Source organism: Alphaproteobacteria bacterium (assembly GCA_016722515.1).
Taxonomy (GTDB): Bacteria; Pseudomonadota; Alphaproteobacteria; order Rickettsiales; family JADKJE01; genus JADKJE01.
Map to the genome: position 1 here is coordinate 436737 of JADKJE010000001.1, position 16156 is coordinate 452892.

At 44.0% G+C, this 16156-nt stretch carries 13 protein-coding genes and 1 pseudogene; 3 read left to right on the forward strand and 11 right to left on the reverse strand.

Going from position 1 to position 16156, the window contains the following annotated elements; genetic code table 11:
• Positions 1-161: 161 nt before the first annotated feature.
• From IPP74_01930 to IPP74_01975, 10 genes and pseudogenes are all read right to left on the reverse strand, one after another.
• Entirely contained in the window at positions 162-1292 is a 1131-nt protein-coding gene (locus IPP74_01930) for a D-alanyl-D-alanine carboxypeptidase (protein MBL0318054.1), read from the reverse strand.
• A 14-nt stretch (positions 1293-1306) separates the two neighbouring features.
• A complete protein-coding gene (locus IPP74_01935; protein ID MBL0318055.1) occupies positions 1307-2320 on the reverse strand; it encodes a septal ring lytic transglycosylase RlpA family protein in 1014 nt (337 codons plus the stop codon).
• Between the two features lie 42 nt (positions 2321-2362).
• Positions 2363-3406: a lytic murein transglycosylase gene (locus IPP74_01940; protein MBL0318056.1), complete on the reverse strand. Its 1044-nt coding sequence runs from the start codon at positions 3404-3406 to the stop codon at positions 2363-2365.
• Between the two features lie 11 nt (positions 3407-3417).
• Entirely contained in the window at positions 3418-3912 is a 495-nt protein-coding gene (coaD, locus tag IPP74_01945) for a pantetheine-phosphate adenylyltransferase (GenBank protein MBL0318057.1), read from the reverse strand.
• A 268-nt stretch (positions 3913-4180) separates the two neighbouring features.
• Positions 4181-5173: a 2-C-methyl-D-erythritol 4-phosphate cytidylyltransferase gene (ispD, locus tag IPP74_01950; protein ID MBL0318058.1), complete on the reverse strand. Its 993-nt coding sequence runs from the start codon at positions 5171-5173 to the stop codon at positions 4181-4183.
• A gap of 10 nt (positions 5174-5183) precedes the next feature.
• Positions 5184-6587 (reverse strand): nitronate monooxygenase, encoded by a 1404-nt coding sequence (locus IPP74_01955; protein MBL0318059.1) that lies wholly within the window; start codon positions 6585-6587, stop codon positions 5184-5186.
• A gap of 123 nt (positions 6588-6710) precedes the next feature.
• The gene (locus IPP74_01960; GenBank protein ID MBL0318060.1) at positions 6711-7649 is read right to left on the reverse strand and encodes a response regulator; all 939 of its coding nucleotides are present in this window, start codon (positions 7647-7649) and stop codon (positions 6711-6713) included.
• Positions 7649-9160 carry a HAMP domain-containing histidine kinase gene (locus IPP74_01965; GenBank protein ID MBL0318061.1) on the reverse strand — a complete coding sequence of 504 codons (1512 nt, stop codon included), beginning with the start codon at positions 9158-9160 and terminating at the stop codon, positions 7649-7651. Before IPP74_01965 ends, IPP74_01960 begins: the two co-directional genes overlap by 1 nt.
• Positions 9161-9358: 198 nt before the next feature.
• Positions 9359-10185: pseudogene (locus IPP74_01970) on the reverse strand (prephenate dehydratase).
• 106 nt (positions 10186-10291) lie between these two features.
• Positions 10292-10819: an SH3 domain-containing protein gene (locus tag IPP74_01975; protein ID MBL0318062.1), complete on the reverse strand. Its 528-nt coding sequence runs from the start codon at positions 10817-10819 to the stop codon at positions 10292-10294.
• A 135-nt stretch (positions 10820-10954) separates the two neighbouring features.
• Between IPP74_01975 and hemB the strand changes: the two genes are divergently transcribed.
• The 3 genes from hemB (at position 10955) to IPP74_01990 (ending at position 13173) form a co-directional block, all read left to right on the forward strand.
• Positions 10955-11968 (forward strand): porphobilinogen synthase, encoded by a 1014-nt coding sequence (gene hemB / locus IPP74_01980; GenBank protein ID MBL0318063.1) that lies wholly within the window; start codon positions 10955-10957, stop codon positions 11966-11968.
• A gap of 69 nt (positions 11969-12037) precedes the next feature.
• Complete coding sequence (locus IPP74_01985) at positions 12038-12424, forward strand: DUF2384 domain-containing protein (protein ID MBL0318064.1); 387 nt, start codon at positions 12038-12040, stop codon at positions 12422-12424.
• Positions 12424-13173 carry an RES family NAD+ phosphorylase gene (locus IPP74_01990; GenBank protein ID MBL0318065.1) on the forward strand — a complete coding sequence of 250 codons (750 nt, stop codon included), beginning with the start codon at positions 12424-12426 and terminating at the stop codon, positions 13171-13173. The genes IPP74_01985 and IPP74_01990 overlap by 1 nt, the downstream gene beginning before the upstream one ends.
• 240 nt (positions 13174-13413) lie before the next feature.
• Here IPP74_01990 and gyrA read toward each other — a convergent pair whose 3' ends face one another.
• The gene (gyrA, locus tag IPP74_01995) at positions 13414-16155 is read right to left on the reverse strand and encodes a DNA gyrase subunit A (GenBank protein MBL0318066.1); all 2742 of its coding nucleotides are present in this window, start codon (positions 16153-16155) and stop codon (positions 13414-13416) included.
• Between the last annotated feature and the right edge of the window lies 1 nt (position 16156).

A 16156-nucleotide genomic window follows, 5' to 3' on the forward strand; every position in this document is an offset into this window, starting at 1 on the left:
CGAGCCCCTTCCCCACCCCAGATTCATGCCAAAGAGGGCATGAATCTGCCCCTGCTCTCGGTGGAGGAGGGGCCGAAGGCCGGGGAGGTGTGAAGGCAGCATGCTGTCATTAGGTTATTCTATCCACTATTACTCAATCTTGTGGAAAGATGCAGATAATTTTAATGTTTAAACCATTTATATTTAGCCGTCCTGAATAGACGCCCAAACCAGGATAAGCGCTCAACATCGTTGCCAGCAACAAGCGGTACCGTCTGCACCCCCATATCGGGAACAGTAATTACTAAATCAGCCAAATGGTCACCTTTTTTAATCGGTGCAGGAACGGGTCCTTTAGCTTTCAATTCAAATTTCATAGAATCCTTGAATTGAATGGGGAATGAAATTGTTAAATCCCTAGCGGACACCAAGGGAACTTCTTTATCCTTTCCATACCAGACATCAACCTTATCAATCGGTTGCCCTGCCTTAGCGATCGTTTTATCATCAAAATTGCGGAAGCCATACTGCATGATCAATTCAGCTTCATGGGCACGCTCAGACATACTCGACAGGCCATTGAGCACTAAAATCAAACGGCGTTCACCCTGCTTACCCGATACCACCATACCAAAACCACCATCCTCGGTATGTCCGGTTTTTAAGCCATCCACGCCTAACTTGCGATCCAGCAATAAGTTACGGTTAGGTTGGGTAATATTGTTATAAGTAAATTCGAGTTCCGAGAAATAATGGTAATATTCCGGGAAGTTACCGATTATCCGTTGGCCCAGAATCGCCAAGTCACGCGCAGTCATATAATGTTTCGGATCTGGCATCCCCGAAGCATCCGCGAAATGACTATCGGTTAAACCAATTTCCTGAGCTTTTTTAGTCATGGCTTCAGCAAAAGCAGCTTCATTTCCCATAAGCCCTTCAGCAAAGACAACGCATGCATCATTACCGGACTGTACAATAATCCCACGGATAAGATCTTCGACTTTAACCTGATCCCCGACTCTAACGAACATTTTAGAACCACCCATCCGCCATGCTTTCTCGCTTACCGTCAACGTATCGGTTAGTTTTAAGTTCCCAGCTTTAAGACGCTCAAACACCATATAAAGCGTCATTAGTTTGCTCATCGAAGACGGAGTCATTTGCTGTTGAGAATTTTTCTCTAATAATACAGCACCCGTATTATAATCAATCATCAAAGCCTGTTTGGCGTTGGTATCAAATGCCATTGCCTGATTAGCAAAGAGAACCACCGGAAGAGTTACCAGAATGGTTTGAGTAAGAAAGCGTCTCATAGTATACCTATTGATTAGTAGGGTTGGCGGATAATCTTAGCTTCTTTATAGCCTTTTTGTGCCACTTTTTTAAGTAAAATATTGGCCAGATCCTGATTATCGATAGGCCCAATTCTTACACGGTGAGTTACCTGTCCATTGACCTCAGCTGTCGACATTTGCGTTAAAGCAACCGACTCAAGGCGCTTAACAATACCGAGCGCATTGCCCTGATCTTTAAATGAACCTATCTGGATATAGAAATCGCCTGCTTTACCTTGTGGATGACCACGTATCTCAGCTACCTTAAAGGCTGCTGGCTGAATTTCCGATCTTACCTTCGTCTGCTTGCCTTCGGCGCTCTCACTGCCAGGGTTAGGAAGATCAGGCAGTTTTTCTTCTGCAACTCCAGAGACCTGTGGAACTGTCATCGGTTCAGCTTCCTTTAACACATCACTTTCAACCGGCGGCTCATTGGACTGCGCTTTTAAAGGACGCGCATCCGCAACATCAAATCCTTGCTTACCTTGCGTTACCAAGGCCGCCAACTGCGGATGTTCAATACCCAATTTTTGCAGGAGCTGGTAGGTATCATCCGCCAAAAATTGCACTCTTACTTTTTGTGTGCCTTTTTCTTTAATGCCAAGAACCTTCGCCGATCCAGAGGAAAGATCAATCACACGTTCATCCTTAAATGGCCCACGGTCATTTACACGGATGATGGCCGATTTGCCATTGCTTAAATTGGTTACTTTAACGACACTCGGTAAAGGCAGGGTCGCGTGGGCAGCTGTCAAGCCTTCTTGATCATAAACCTCGCCATTGGCCGTTTTTTTGCCATGGAAGCCAGGCCCATACCACGAAGCGGTTCCCACCTGGTCATAATAAAAATCTTCCTTGGGGTAATACCATTTGCCACTGATTTGATACGGTTGGCCAACCTTATAGGATTTGTTCATCACGTTATATGTTGAATGTTCACAGCCTGTAACGCAAACAACAGAAGCCAACATCAGCCATGAAGATATTCCATATAGACGTCTATTCATACTCACTACTCCAATTATAGACCTTCTTTATTACTTGATAATTCAGTGGTTTGCAACCGCATCAGCCAACAATCCAACGGAGGTTGCAAAATAGGTAGATTTATTCCACTTCATGATCACTTTATAATTAGAATAGACTAAATAGGCTTTGCTCTCCGGCGTACGCACCTTATCGGGCACAACGATCCACGCTTGAGTATCTACATTGCCATCAAGCGTCGAGCCATCGCTATCCTTTACTCCCAGCTCTTTCCAATCTCTCACCGTTTTACCCTGGGTTAAGCCCACTTGGTCATAATTAAAGTCCTGAGGCAGCTTTACTTGCTTACCCCAACTCAGTGTACGATTCCAATTTAGGCTACTCAAGTAATTGGCAATCGAAGCAAATGCGTCATCTTTGGTGGTCCAGATATCTTTTTTGCCGTCTTTATTAAAATCAACTGCATAACTGAAGAAGCTTGAAGGCATAAATTGCGTTTGTCCCATGGCGCCTGCCCAGGATCCTTTCATATCGTCAAAACCGATATCGCCTTGATCTAAAATTTTAAGGGCATTAATCAATTCACCTTTAAAAAAGTCACGGCGACGCCCTTCAAATGCAAGCACAGCTAAGGATTCAACCACTGGAAATTTTCCCATATTTGCACCAAAATTGCTTTCTACACCCCATAAAGAAACAATATATTGTGGCTGCACACCATAGCGGCGACTCACATCATCAATAAGCAATTTGTTATCCGCATAAGCCTGGCGCGCTTTCTCTATTTTAGCAGGACTCACCGTTGAACTTATATATTGGTCAAACGTCCGCGTTACATCCGGCTGTTTTTGATCCAGTTCAATAATATCATCACGGTAGCGAATCTGGCTGAATGCCTGATCAACCGTCTTAGGAGATACTCCTTGATAAATAGCATCGGGACGCACCGTTTTTAACCATGATTGAAACGCCTTTTCATGATCATAGCTCTTGCTCTGATGAAACCACTTATTTGTGTATTGGCCTGGACCGCCTGCACATCCATTGACAAGCAGAGTCATTCCAATAATACAAGCGACACGATTAGCATGATGAATAAACGACATATTTTAAAAACCTATAATAACTTTTTATCTGCATAAAACGAATTAAGCTCCTGCCCAATACGCGGTGATACTAAACCAGTAATATCCCCTCCCAGGCGAGCTATTTCTTTAACAAAACGAGAAGCAATAAAATGCGTATGTTCCGAGGCTGGTAAAAACAGGGTTTCAATATCTGGACATAATCTGGCATTCATGCAGGACATTTGAAATTCATATTCATAGTCCGAAACAGCCCTTAATCCACGGATGATAACACTAGCACCGGCTTCTTTGGCAAAATTAACTAGTAAACCATTAAAACTTCTTACCTCAACCCGATGCTGAAAAGGCTGCATCTCCAGATTAACCAGCTCGGTGCGTTTATCTAAACTAAAGATTGGCGTTTTCGGAATATCCGCTGCCACCGCAATAATCAGGCGGTCGACAAATTTAAGCGACCGCTTAATGATATCCATATGGCCATAGGTAATGGGATCAAACGTCCCGGGATAAATTCCGATTTTCATAACTACATAATAAGCTAAATGATAACCCATCATAGCCTAAAGAATATGACGGATGCAAGGGTAAGTTTTTATTTTTAAATAGCTCTTATAATAAGAACAGAAACCTGAGCAACGATTCCTTCCTTCCTTCCAAGGAATCCTAACTTTTCGTTGGTTTTTCCTTTGATGTTCACTCGGGTAGTATCAATATCCAACATCGCAGCAACCGCATTGGCCATCGTTTGTTTGTAGGGAGCGAGCCTTGGCTGCTCACAGATAAGCGTAACATCTATATTTTGAATGATAGCGTTTCTTTCCAGGCAACGTTCTTTTGCATAATCCATAAATAAACGTGAATCGGCGTTTTTCCATTGCGGATCCGAAGGCGGAAAATGTTCGCCGATATCCCCCATTCCCAATGCCCCAAAATCGCATCAACTATCGCATGCAGTCCAACATCAGCATCGGAATGTCCTTCCAACGCGAAATCAAATGGAATGGTCACTCCACAGATAATCAAAGGCTTATTATTTAATTGGGATTTTGGTAATAATCGGTGAACATCATACCCTGTACCTACACGCATGTCAGGTACAACAGAGGATGCCTGCTGTGATTGAATCAATGCTTCTGCCATTGTTACATCCTCCCTGGTTGTGATTTTCAATAGCCTTGAGTCACCATCAACAATCGTAACAGAATATCCAGCAGCCTGAAATACAGACGCATCATCCGTATAATGATTGTCTCTTATTTTTTGATGTGCATCTAAAATGCTTTTATAATGAAAGGCTTGTGGTGTTTGTACAGACCATACCCCATCGCGTGATACAGCTTCTATCTCACCAGATGCTGAAGTCTTGACCAGCGAATCACGTACCGCAAGGGCAGGAATCGCTCCGGGACTTTGTTTTAGCGCACCAAGCAAGCGTTTAACCACCACCGCAGATAGAAACGGACGCGCTGCATCGTGGATTAATACCTCGTTGGGTGAATAAAGCTCGGCAGCCTTCAAACCATTTAACACCGAATCCTGACGGGTTTCGCCACCCAATACAGGTTCTAAAACTCTGTTGCCTAGTCCCGCTACGCAATCTGAGTATCGACCGTAATCATCAGCATGAATCACAACCAGTATGTTATCAATTTCAGGGATGGCCAATAAATGCTCAAGTGTTCTACGAAGGAGTGCCGTATTCTGAATGAGCGCATAAGCCTTAGGAATATCGCCACCAAAGCGTGTCCCCCTCCCTGCAGCTACCACAACAGCGAGGCACGTCATGAACGAACTCCTACTCACCTGCCATAATGCGGTCGACTAATTGCTTAACCGTTGGAACAAAACCTTGCTCGTAGAACGAATCCTGAGAGAAACGATAGGCGTTATGCCCAGCAAACATCAGTTCATGCTCTACATCTGCACCATGCACGATATTCTGTAAGGTCTTCTGAATACAGAAACTACGAGGATCTGTTTTCTTACCGGTTGTGTATTCGTCATGGTCTTTCCAGTTACTAAACTGGCAATGACTTAAACACCCCATGCAATTGATCTGATCGCTGATAATCTCATCAGCTTTGTCTTTGTTGACAAAAATAACGGTTGATGAAGGCGTTTTTAATAATTCATTAAAACCTTGTTGAATCCATTGCTGCGCTTTTTGTTTATCTTCTGGTGTCACATAAATAGGACGTGCACGCGGACCGAATGGGATCGAATCAGTAAACACCCCTTCTGCTGCCGGCCTAAATTCAATTTGACGCTCTGAACGTCCCTCTAATTCACGCAGGAATGTATTTCTAACCGCCGACGAATAAAAACCCGTTGGGCTGAATTGATGCAAGGATACTTCACCACTTTCAAGAGTGAGCAGCCGCTTCTTCCAGCGTTCTGATATAGGGCTTTCTTGAGTCAGCAACGGACGTGAACCAAATTGAAACGCAACCGGTCCAATCTCTGGATTACGCAACCAGTGCTGCCATTCATCCAGTCGCCATACACCACCCGCCATAATAACCGGCACATGCTGCAATCCGACTTCATTCATAAATTTACGGAGTTCGGCTACACGCGGAAACGGATCTTCAGGACGGCGAGGATCTTCACTATTGGATAAACCATTATGGCCACCCGCTAACCATGGATCTTCATACACCACACCACCTAATTTCTCCGGCAATTTATGGTAAGAACGTTTCCACAGCACTTTAAATGCACGCATCGACGAAACAATAGGGTAATAATATACGTTATACTCGGATGCAAATTCAATGATTTTATAAGGCAGCCCAGCACCACAGGTAATACCGTGGATAAGCCCCTTTGCCCCTTGTAATACTCCGTGTAAAATTGGCTCTACGCCACCCATTTCCCACAGCACGTTTATATGAATACGACCATTACCACCCGACATATCATGGGCAATTTTAGCCTGGGTTATACCACCTTGAATCCCCATGGCGATTAACTCGTCATGGCGTTCTTTACGGGTAGTACCGCGATACACTACTGGGCTAGGATTACCATCGGCATCGTAACTATCGGGATTCACACCGGAAAACGTACCGACTGCACCTGCTTTAGCAAATGCACCTGCACTTACTCCATTCGTTGCACCGATCCCTTTCCCGCCTTCGATAATTGGTAATACTTCTTTCCCGGAAATAATAACTGAATCTAAACCTTCAAGTCGCATTGGATTGGATATACCTTTTTGAAAACATATAATGTATGCCATTATACCTGTAATGCTCGGTATATACCAGAAAAAATCTACTAAAAACCTAAAATCCTTATAAAACAAGGATTAACGTGGCACTTATGACACTTTTACGTGGCCAGACTCGGTATTTTCATGCGTTGGAATCGTCATTTCACAGCGTACTTGATTACCAGGAGCGATGTATTCAATCGACTTCATTCCCATAATATGTGCTTTAGCAATTCCCCGGCCATTCACATCGGTTGCGCGATGTGGATCAAAATGAATCCATTTACTCCAATCAAACCCCTTGCCTTGATCGGTAATGGTGACCACAACCTTGTCCGTTGTTTTATCTATGGTTACATTCACCGTTTTAGGCGCATTTTCTGGCAAATTCAGGCGGCGTTCGATTTCTTCACGCCACACATTTCCTGTTACCGTTTTCTTTTTGATATCATATCCCATACCTAAATTACCATGCTCTAGAGCGTTGAGCATTAATTCATACAGCACAATTGAAGCATTTTGCTGTTGAGAAAAATAGGTCGATAAAACGGCAGATAATGCCTGTACATCTTCAAAGGTTTTCACCTCATAGTGATTACCATATTTCGTACTGTATTCTTTTATGCTGTTTTGAATGGTTTCTTTAAGTTTCAAACGATACCGCGCAGCCTCTGAAGCTGAACTGACGACCGCTAATAACATATCTTCGCGAAACGGTTTGGTCAGATAATAATACGCCCCTTGAGAAATGCCTTTTTCGATTTCCTTGGCCCCTACTGCCGCCGTCTGCATAATGACCGGCATGTCGCGTAGGACAGGATGCTTATGGATTCGCTGCAAAACTTCCATACCATCCATACCAGGCATCATTCGATCGAGTAAAACCAAATCAACTTCATCTGGGTATTTTTGCAGATAATCAAGTGCCAGTTCACCGGAGCCTACCGAGTGAACCTGATAACCTGCCTTAATCAGTATATGTTCCATTAAATCAAGATTCATCATCTCATCATCAACAGCTAATATCTTAATCGCATCCTGATACATTACGCTAGCTCTCCGCTCTTTTTAGGTTGATGGAGAGGAAACACAATTTTAAAGGTTGTGCCGCCAATCTCATTGGCAAACGCACCGATACTACCATGATGGCTGGTCACTATTTCTTTGGCAATCGATAATCCGATACTCAAAAGCCCCTTTCCGCTTTTAATTAAGGCATTGGAAGAAAACTTTTCGAATATTTTCTCCATTTCGCTAGCAGCTAGTGGTGCATTTGTATCCGCAATGACAATCGCCAACGCCTGAATTGATTCAATCTTGGCATCTTCTATTTGAATTTTAACCGTGGTGTTTTCGCTGCTCAGGGCAAAAACAAAATTGAGCACATTAAAAACAACTTGAATAACCCGCTCCGAATCGCATTCCAGCATGGTTGGAATGACTGGTTTTTCAATCTGAATCATGATTTTTTTCTCAAGAACCAGGGGATGAAGTTCTTCCAGCGCAATATTCACAATTGACCAGAGATTATTATCTTCCATATCGAAATCAACGCCGTGAAGATCAAATTTAGACAAATCGAGTAAATTGTTTAATAAACTGATCAGGCGATTACCACTAGCAAACATATTACGCAGATATTTTTCTGCCTGGGCCTTGGGCATTGTATTCATTTCTTTGATTAGGAATTCAGAGAAATTAATGATGGCATGCACCGGGGTACGCAGTTCATGGGATAAATTAGCCAAAAATTCTGATTTGGACTTATTGGCCGTATCCGCCTGTTCCCTAGCACGATGAATATCAACCACTTTATCAGCAATCGCACGGTCAAATTTATTTCTCAGATGGTAGAGCTCATCGATCAATTTATTGCATGATTCCGTTACCTGGCCAATTTCATCATGTGAAACCACTTTCATGTGAAAAAGATGGGTATGATCCTTCTCAACCACCATAAGCCCCTGTTGCAGTTGAACCAGAGGCTTAATAAGTGAGCGCTGCAAAAACCAAAATAAAACACTTCCAATAAAGAATGCGCCCAGGATTACGATCGAATATAATATCCACCGTTCATGATGAATATCCGATATGTTAGAAATGGGCCCTAAAATATAGATGCCTCCAATGATCCTGTCTTGAAAATCACTGCGGATACCCTCACCATCAAAGGTTTGAATAAAGGCATATTGCCCATCCTCCCATTTAATAGATGCATCCAGTGGTATTTTGTTAGGACATGCCTGCTTAGAATTAGCTCTTACATAGGAAGAAATAAGGCTGCTATCCTTACCATAGACGCAGAAAAAATCGACGTCATTAAAATGCTTAGAAGCCACCTCTTCAACCAGCTTATTAATGTTGGTCTGGTCATTTGCGATAATATAATGGGCCATTAACCGTTCGAACGGATCAACAAAAAATTGCAGCCTCTGTTCCGTGACATTTCTGGATATCGATTCGTGCTGCTGCCATAAGATCAATAATATCGCCCCCAATAAAATAAGAATAGGAAGCACAGCCATCAACAGACACTTTTGCGACACTGAGCTAATCATATTAAGCATACCCCATGTTGATACTCTCTTTATTCTACACTAAGATTTTGAATATCGACAGATTATAAAATCCCAAGCCAATTGATAGTAGAAGCGATTCCTTAACAGTTGCTTAACTCGCTCTACTGATACACATGATAACGAACACCCGCGTTAGATTACCTCAGTATAGGACGAATGAGAACACAAAATTGAAAACTAAAGTTGACGTTCGGGTGAAGCCTGATAGACCCCCAATACTTTAAGTTTTTGCGTAAAAAATCCTAATTCTTCTAATGCCAACTGCACATTTTTTTGCCCAGGATGACCAACAAAGCTGACAAAAACTGGGCTTCGCGTGAGTGGCCACCTTTAATATAGCTTTCAATTTTAAGTAAGTTCACATTATTCGTCGCAAAACCGCCCAATGCTTTATAAAGAGCAGCAGGAATATTACGTATGCCAAACACCAACGTCGTGATAACAATCCCATGATCAGGATGGATTGGCGTTTTAGAAATCACCAAGAAAATAGTGGTGTTATCTTTTTGGTCTTCAATATTCGTCTGTAATATCTCTAATCCGTAAAGCTCAGCAGCAAGCTGTGAAGCAACGGCCCCCTTATTTTTATCATTCCATTTTGCTACCGCTTCTGCAGCAGCTGCCGTATTGGAATATTGCTCTGTTCTGACATTTAAATTCTTTAAATGCTCACGGCATTGCAATAACGCTTGTGGATGCGAATAGACTTCCACTATTTCTTCCAGCTTGGCTCCTTTAGGTGCCATGAGGCAATGCTCAACCCGTTGAAAATGTTCAGCAACAATATGTACTTTTGCTAAAGGCAACAAACTATGAATTTCTGCCACGCGCCCGGCATATGTATTTTCGATAGGGATCATGCCTAACTCGGCTTCACCTTTCTCAACCGCTTCAAACACGGCTTCAAATGTTGCATAGGCTCTGGTTTGCATGTAAGGATACGCTTTCCGGCAAGCCAGATCAGAATGAGCGCCTTCAATTCCTTGAAAAGCAATGTACTGCATGGATTTCAGTGTCGATTTAGTGTCTCCCATATTCTTTCCTGAACTTAATGATTTACGTGTATTAAGATTGCCTGTTTTTTATGACATTGTCAAAGCAACGAAATGCCTATTGAAAATTCTCATGTGCGTAAACACCCCACAGATATTGACGAACAATCCAGCCGTCATAGCCATCACCTTTAACATGGCACCAATCATCATGGCATGACACGATATTGGTCACAACATGCGGCTCTAGACGAGCTGTTACAGGAGCATCTCCCTGGGGCCTGTAGAATAAATACATAGGTTTTAATGTCATCGCCGCACGTCGACGCGATAATAAATTTTCATGCAACCAACCTGATTCATTATCTCGGTCGCGAACTTTAAGCCAGTGGTCAAATTCGCCGATGACTTCCAGCGGATAGCCCTTAAGGTGATATACGGTTTTGACCGGATAACGAACGCTGGGGCCACGCCTCAGATTAGCTTCCCCTGGTTTGATGACCACAAAATAAGGCGTAAAATTGGCCGCAGGCGCAGGTTCTGCCGTCGTAACCGCCTTAGGCTGGCTAGCCCAGGCATTACCTAGAATTCCTATATAAAGGACTCCTAACGCTATAACACCCATTAATGTAAACCTTCGACTCATGCAAACCATCCTTACGACAGGTAAACGAATCTATCAATAAACGCCTCTAACCTCAATAGAGATTTACCTCTAGCCTATAAATAGCTATAATTGGTTTCCAAATCCTTACGCTTTCTTTTACTGGCTTTAATTAAAATGAGATCATTTATGACAATCCATGGTACGTTTCCCAACACGCGTTTGCGCCGCAACCGTAAAGCTCCTTGGATTCGTTCGCTCGTGGAGGAACACCAGATACGCTCCTGTGATCTTATCCTTCCACTGTTTGTTACTGAGGGACAACAACTCAGTGAGCCGGTTAAATCATTGCCTGGCGTCAACCGACTCTCTATTGATCAAGCCATTATCACCTGCCAACGTGCCGCAGAACGTGGCATAAAAGCCATCGCTTTATTCCCCGTTGTTCCCCTTGCAAAAAAAACAGATGATGCCAAAGAAGCCCTGAATCCTGACAATTTACTCTGCCAAGCGATTGCTGCAATTAAAGCCGCGGTTCCCACCCTTGGCATTATCACCGATATCGCGTTAGACCCATACACGTCTCACGGTCATGACGGTCTGCTAGTCAATGGCGACATTGCCAATGACGCCACCGTTCACATACTCTGTCAGCAGGCTATTATACAAGCTGCTGCTGGTGCGGATATCGTCGCCCCTTCTGATATGATGGATGGCCGCATTCGCGCCATACGTCAAAAACTCGATATTCACGGTTATCAGGATGTCTCTATTCTTAGTTATGCTGTTAAATATGCATCTTCTTTCTATGGTCCCTTCCGTGATGCAGTTGGTTCAGCCACCAATATAGGAAAATCAGGCAAACACACCTACCAAATGGATCCAGCCAATAGTAAAGAGGCCCTCCGCGAAGCCGCCTTGGATATAGAAGAAGGTGCCGATATGCTCATGGTCAAACCTGGGCTGCCTTACCTTGATATCATCAAGGTCGTGAGCGACACCTTCCCTCTTCCGGTCTTTGCCTACCAGGTGAGTGGCGAATACGCCATGATTAAAGCTGCCGCAGCCAATGGCTGGATCGATGGAGACCAGGTGATGCTTGAGAGCCTACTTGCGTTTAAACGCGCCGGTGCCAGGGCTATTTTAACGTATGCGGCTTTAGACATAGCAGCGAAATTGGGCAACATCTAAGCTTCCTCCCATTTCTTGCATACACAAGAAATTTATGCTATAATTGTATAAACAATGGCGGAGCACCCTATGAGTCGTCACATTCCTAAGCCCCCTGAGCAATCAGACAATGAGGCCAGATCAGTTTTAACAAAGGCCTTGATAAGGGCTGCCGATTTTTGGGAATTTAAAAACAATCAGATGGCTAAAATTCTTGGTGTGGATGAATCGACGATCAGTCGCATGAAAGCCCATGGCCGGCTGATTAATCCTTTAACAAAAGAAGGAGAATTAGCCCTTTTATTTGTAAGAGCTTTCCGCAGTTTAGATGCTGTTATGGGCGGTCACATTGAAAATGAAAAAGCCTGGCTTCACGGATATAACCATGTACTAAAAGGCATCCCTGCAACCTTACTCCAGACGGTTACTGGTCTTAATGCTGTGGTTGTTTACCTTGATGCCATCAGAGGTCACTGATGCGATTATGGCAACAATTGAAAGGTTTTGATTTCATAACCCTTCTAGATAAGCATGCTTTTAGAATCGTTGAAAATCAATATAATATAGCAACACGTAAATTAGTCGATAACACCTATGAGCATGACATACTCGAAGCCATGATCGATGGCACCAAACCTTACGTTGCCACGCATAATAAACATGGCAAGTTACACTGGCTTCTATTTACTCCATTTCGTTATCCGCCTTTATTGTGGGGTTCACGATTTGGAAAAATAACGGAGCCCAGCCTCTTTTATGCCTCACTTGAATTGGAAACGGCAATGGCCGAAGTTTCGTTCCGCCAGTTTATTCACTTAAACGCCTCCGAAGCTTCCTTTGAACCAACGGATATCAGCTTTACCCACATTAAAGTGGCGGTAGCCACGAACAAGGCTTTACACCTTGAACACCACCCATTTGATCCACATCGTAATATTATCAGTGATCCGACTTCCTATGCCATATCCCAACCATTAGGAACTGACATGCGAGAATATGGTATTGAAGCCTTCACGTATTTTTCTGCACGCAAAAAAGAGGGATTAAATCTGGCTATATTTTATCCAGATGTATTTGCAAAGAACGCTCCTCTTGAACAAAAATTATGGAGCGCTTTCGTTTCCAAATCACACATCGAATTCCGTAACGCTTATACACACCATCTTATGGTTGAATTTCCATTGAGTGATTTTTTAGTAGATGGGAAATTACCGTTGGTTTATTAAGGCAACAGAACCCATTTTCAAGCCTACACGGAACATATCCTATTCACCCGAAACGAGGTTTTAGAGATCGATCAACTTTTTTCCTGACTTCTGCCAAATGTGAGGCTGTTTGGTTTTATTGTTAATAGAATCATTGAATGACAGCATGTTGCCTTCACACCGCCCCGGCCTTCGGCCCCCCCTCCTCACCAGAGGTGGGGAGACAGGGAGCACAGCACTATTTTGTGCCCCACGCAACCATTACGCTTCAGCTGCCGGTGTCTCACTCGTTGGTTCAATCACGTCATCGCTAGATTCACCAGATTCACCCTCGTCCTTACCGCCGGTATCAGGCACGCGGGAAGCCGAAACGACTTTCTCTGCATCTGCCGTGCGGAATAAGGTAACACCCTGGGTATTACGGCCGGTGATACGGATATCACCTACGGGGCTGCGGATGATTTTGCCTTTGTCCGTTACCATCATCACTTGGTCAGAATCAATAACCGGGAAACTGGCAACCACATTTCCGTTCCTATCGGAGGTAATAATATTAACCACACCACTACCGCCACGATTGGTGATACGATACTCATAAGCCGAAGTCCGTTTACCATAGCCATTTTCGGTAATCGTTAAAATAAACTGCTCACGCCCTACCCACTCGCGGATTAATGTTTGTGGAAGGACCTGAATCAACTCAGGCGAAAGTAACGCGTGAATTTGTTCGAGTAACGCTTGGATTTTTGCTTCATCAGGTGTTTCTTCTTTGAGAGCCGTATTAAGCTCCGAACGAATCTCCGATGGAATTTTCAAGAAGGCATCCCGGGTATCCACATCTTGTTCGGCACCATTGAGCACCGTCATCGAGACCACTTCATCCTTATCAGCAAGCTTCATACCGCGAACCCCATCCGACGTACGGCTTTTAAACACCCGTACCGCATCAATTGGGAACCGCAAACTTTGGCCTTGCCTGCTCGCTAATAAAATATGTTCCGACTCACGGCATAACGCCACATCAATCAAACGATCGCTCTCTTCCATACGAATAGCAATCTTGCCGTTGGATGGAATATAGTGGAAATCCGATAAGTCGTTTCGACGCACATTACCCTGGGCAGTGCTGAACATAATATTCAAGCCTTCCCACTCGTCGGTTTTTTCCGGCAATGGCATCACGGTACTAATACGCTCACCCTCTTGCAACGGCAATAAATTTACCAAGGCCCGACCTTTGGTTTGCGGCCCTCCCTCTGGAATACGGTAAACTTTCATTTTATAGACCTGGCCACGGCTACTGAAGAAGAGCAATGGCATATGGGTATTAGCCACGAACAGATTGGTTGTGATATCATCTTCATACATATTCACACCCGTACGGCCTTTACCACCGCGTTTCTGGGCACGATAGGTCGAAAGCGGTACACGTTTGATATAACCACCATGGGTTACGGTTACGACCATTTCTTCCCTTGGGATTAGATCTTCAATATCGTGCTCATATTCACTTTCTTCAAACTGGCTTCTGCGTGGGGTGGCAAATTCTTCTTTAACAGCCAACAACTCACTGCGCAGTAATCCCATCAATATCTCGCGAGAATCAAGAATAGCGAGGTATTTTTCAATTTCGACAGCGAGCTCGGTTAATTCTTCAGTGAGTTTATCCTGCTCCAAGCCCGTTAAACGCGATAAGCGCATTTCAAGGATAGCTCTGGCTTGTGCTTCGGTAAAGTAGCAGCGGCCATTAACAATTTTATTATGTTTATCCGCCACCAGCGCAATCAATGGCGCCACATTATCGGCCACCCAATCACGCGCCATTAATTGTTCACGCGCCGTTTGTGGATCGGGTGCTTTACGGATCAACGCAATCACCTCATCGATATTGGCTACGGCCATCGATAATCCAATTAAAATATGCGCACGGTCACGCGCTTTGCCCAGCAAATGGCGTGTACGACGGGTGATCACTTCCTCGCGGAAACGAACAAACGATACGATAACATCTTTAACATTCATCAACGCCGGACGGCCTAAATCAAGTGCCAGCATGTTCACACCAAAGCTGGTTTGCAACGGCGTAAATTTGAATAATTGGTTTAAGACGATTTCTGGGAAAGCATCCCGTTTAAGCTCAACCACGACCCGCACACCCGAACGGTCAGATTCATCGCGCAAGTCAGAAATGCCTTCAATACGTTTATCACGCACCAGCTCTGCAATCAGTTCTACCATTTTCGCCTTATTCACTTGATACGGCATTTCGGTAACTATAATAGCCTGACGGCCACTACTAATATCTTCAAAATGGGTCTTACCACGCATGATTACTGAACCACGCCCTGTATGCAGTGCCGAATGGCTCCCTTTACGACCCAAGATAATACCACCTGTAGGAAAATCCGGCCCAGGCATCACGGTCATCATATCATCGATGGTGGTTTCGGGATTATCAATATACATGCAACAGGCGTCAATCACTTCACCCAAATTATGGGGTGGAATGTTCGTAGCCATACCTACAGCAATACCGCCAGCACCATTGACTAACAAATTAGGAAACTCAGCGGGCAATACCTGTGGTTCCTTTTCTGAACCATCATAGTTGGGTTGGAAGCCTACGGTATCTTTATCGATATCGGTCAACAAACGATGAGCCGATTTGGCTAAACGAGATTCGGTATAACGCATCGCCGCAGGAGAATCGCCATCCATCGAACCAAAGTTACCTTGCCCGTCAATCAGCGGCAAACGCAACGAAAAATCCTGCGCCATCCGCACTAACGAATCATAAATAGCACTGTCACCATGGGGATGGTATTTACCCATCACTTCACCGACGATACGAGCCGATTTTTTATAAGCCCGGTTCCAATCACAACCTGATTCGTGCATGGCAAACAAAATACGCCGATGTACTGGCTTTAGTCCATCACGGGCATCCGGAATGGCACGGCTGACGATTACGCTCATCGCATAATCGAGATAGGACCGCCTCATC

What these genes read in the sequence shown, in the direction of transcription:
- IPP74_01930 (MBL0318054.1), bottom strand. Translation starts at nt 1,292, where the DNA reads ATGAGACGCTTTCTTACTCAAACCATTCTGGTAACTCTTCCGGTGGTT.
- IPP74_01935 (MBL0318055.1), bottom strand. Translation starts at nt 2,320, where the DNA reads ATGAATAGACGTCTATATGGAATATCTTCATGGCTGATGTTGGCTTCT.
- IPP74_01940 (MBL0318056.1), bottom strand. Translation starts at nt 3,406, where the DNA reads ATGTCGTTTATTCATCATGCTAATCGTGTCGCTTGTATTATTGGAATG.
- coaD (MBL0318057.1), bottom strand. Translation starts at nt 3,912, where the DNA reads ATGAAAATCGGAATTTATCCCGGGACGTTTGATCCCATTACCTATGGC.
- ispD (MBL0318058.1), bottom strand. Translation starts at nt 5,173, where the DNA reads ATGACGTGCCTCGCTGTTGTGGTAGCTGCAGGGAGGGGGACACGCTTT.
- IPP74_01955 (MBL0318059.1), bottom strand. Translation starts at nt 6,587, where the DNA reads ATGCGACTTGAAGGTTTAGATTCAGTTATTATTTCCGGGAAAGAAGTA.
- IPP74_01960 (MBL0318060.1), bottom strand. Translation starts at nt 7,649, where the DNA reads ATGTATCAGGATGCGATTAAGATATTAGCTGTTGATGATGAGATGATG.
- IPP74_01965 (MBL0318061.1), bottom strand. Translation starts at nt 9,160, where the DNA reads ATGATTAGCTCAGTGTCGCAAAAGTGTCTGTTGATGGCTGTGCTTCCT.
- IPP74_01975 (MBL0318062.1), bottom strand. Translation starts at nt 10,819, where the DNA reads ATGAGTCGAAGGTTTACATTAATGGGTGTTATAGCGTTAGGAGTCCTT.
- hemB (MBL0318063.1), top strand. Translation starts at nt 10,955, where the DNA reads ATGAGATCATTTATGACAATCCATGGTACGTTTCCCAACACGCGTTTG.
- IPP74_01985 (MBL0318064.1), top strand. Translation starts at nt 12,038, where the DNA reads ATGAGTCGTCACATTCCTAAGCCCCCTGAGCAATCAGACAATGAGGCC.
- IPP74_01990 (MBL0318065.1), top strand. Translation starts at nt 12,424, where the DNA reads ATGCGATTATGGCAACAATTGAAAGGTTTTGATTTCATAACCCTTCTA.
- gyrA (MBL0318066.1), bottom strand. Translation starts at nt 16,155, where the DNA reads ATGAGGCGGTCCTATCTCGATTATGCGATGAGCGTAATCGTCAGCCGT.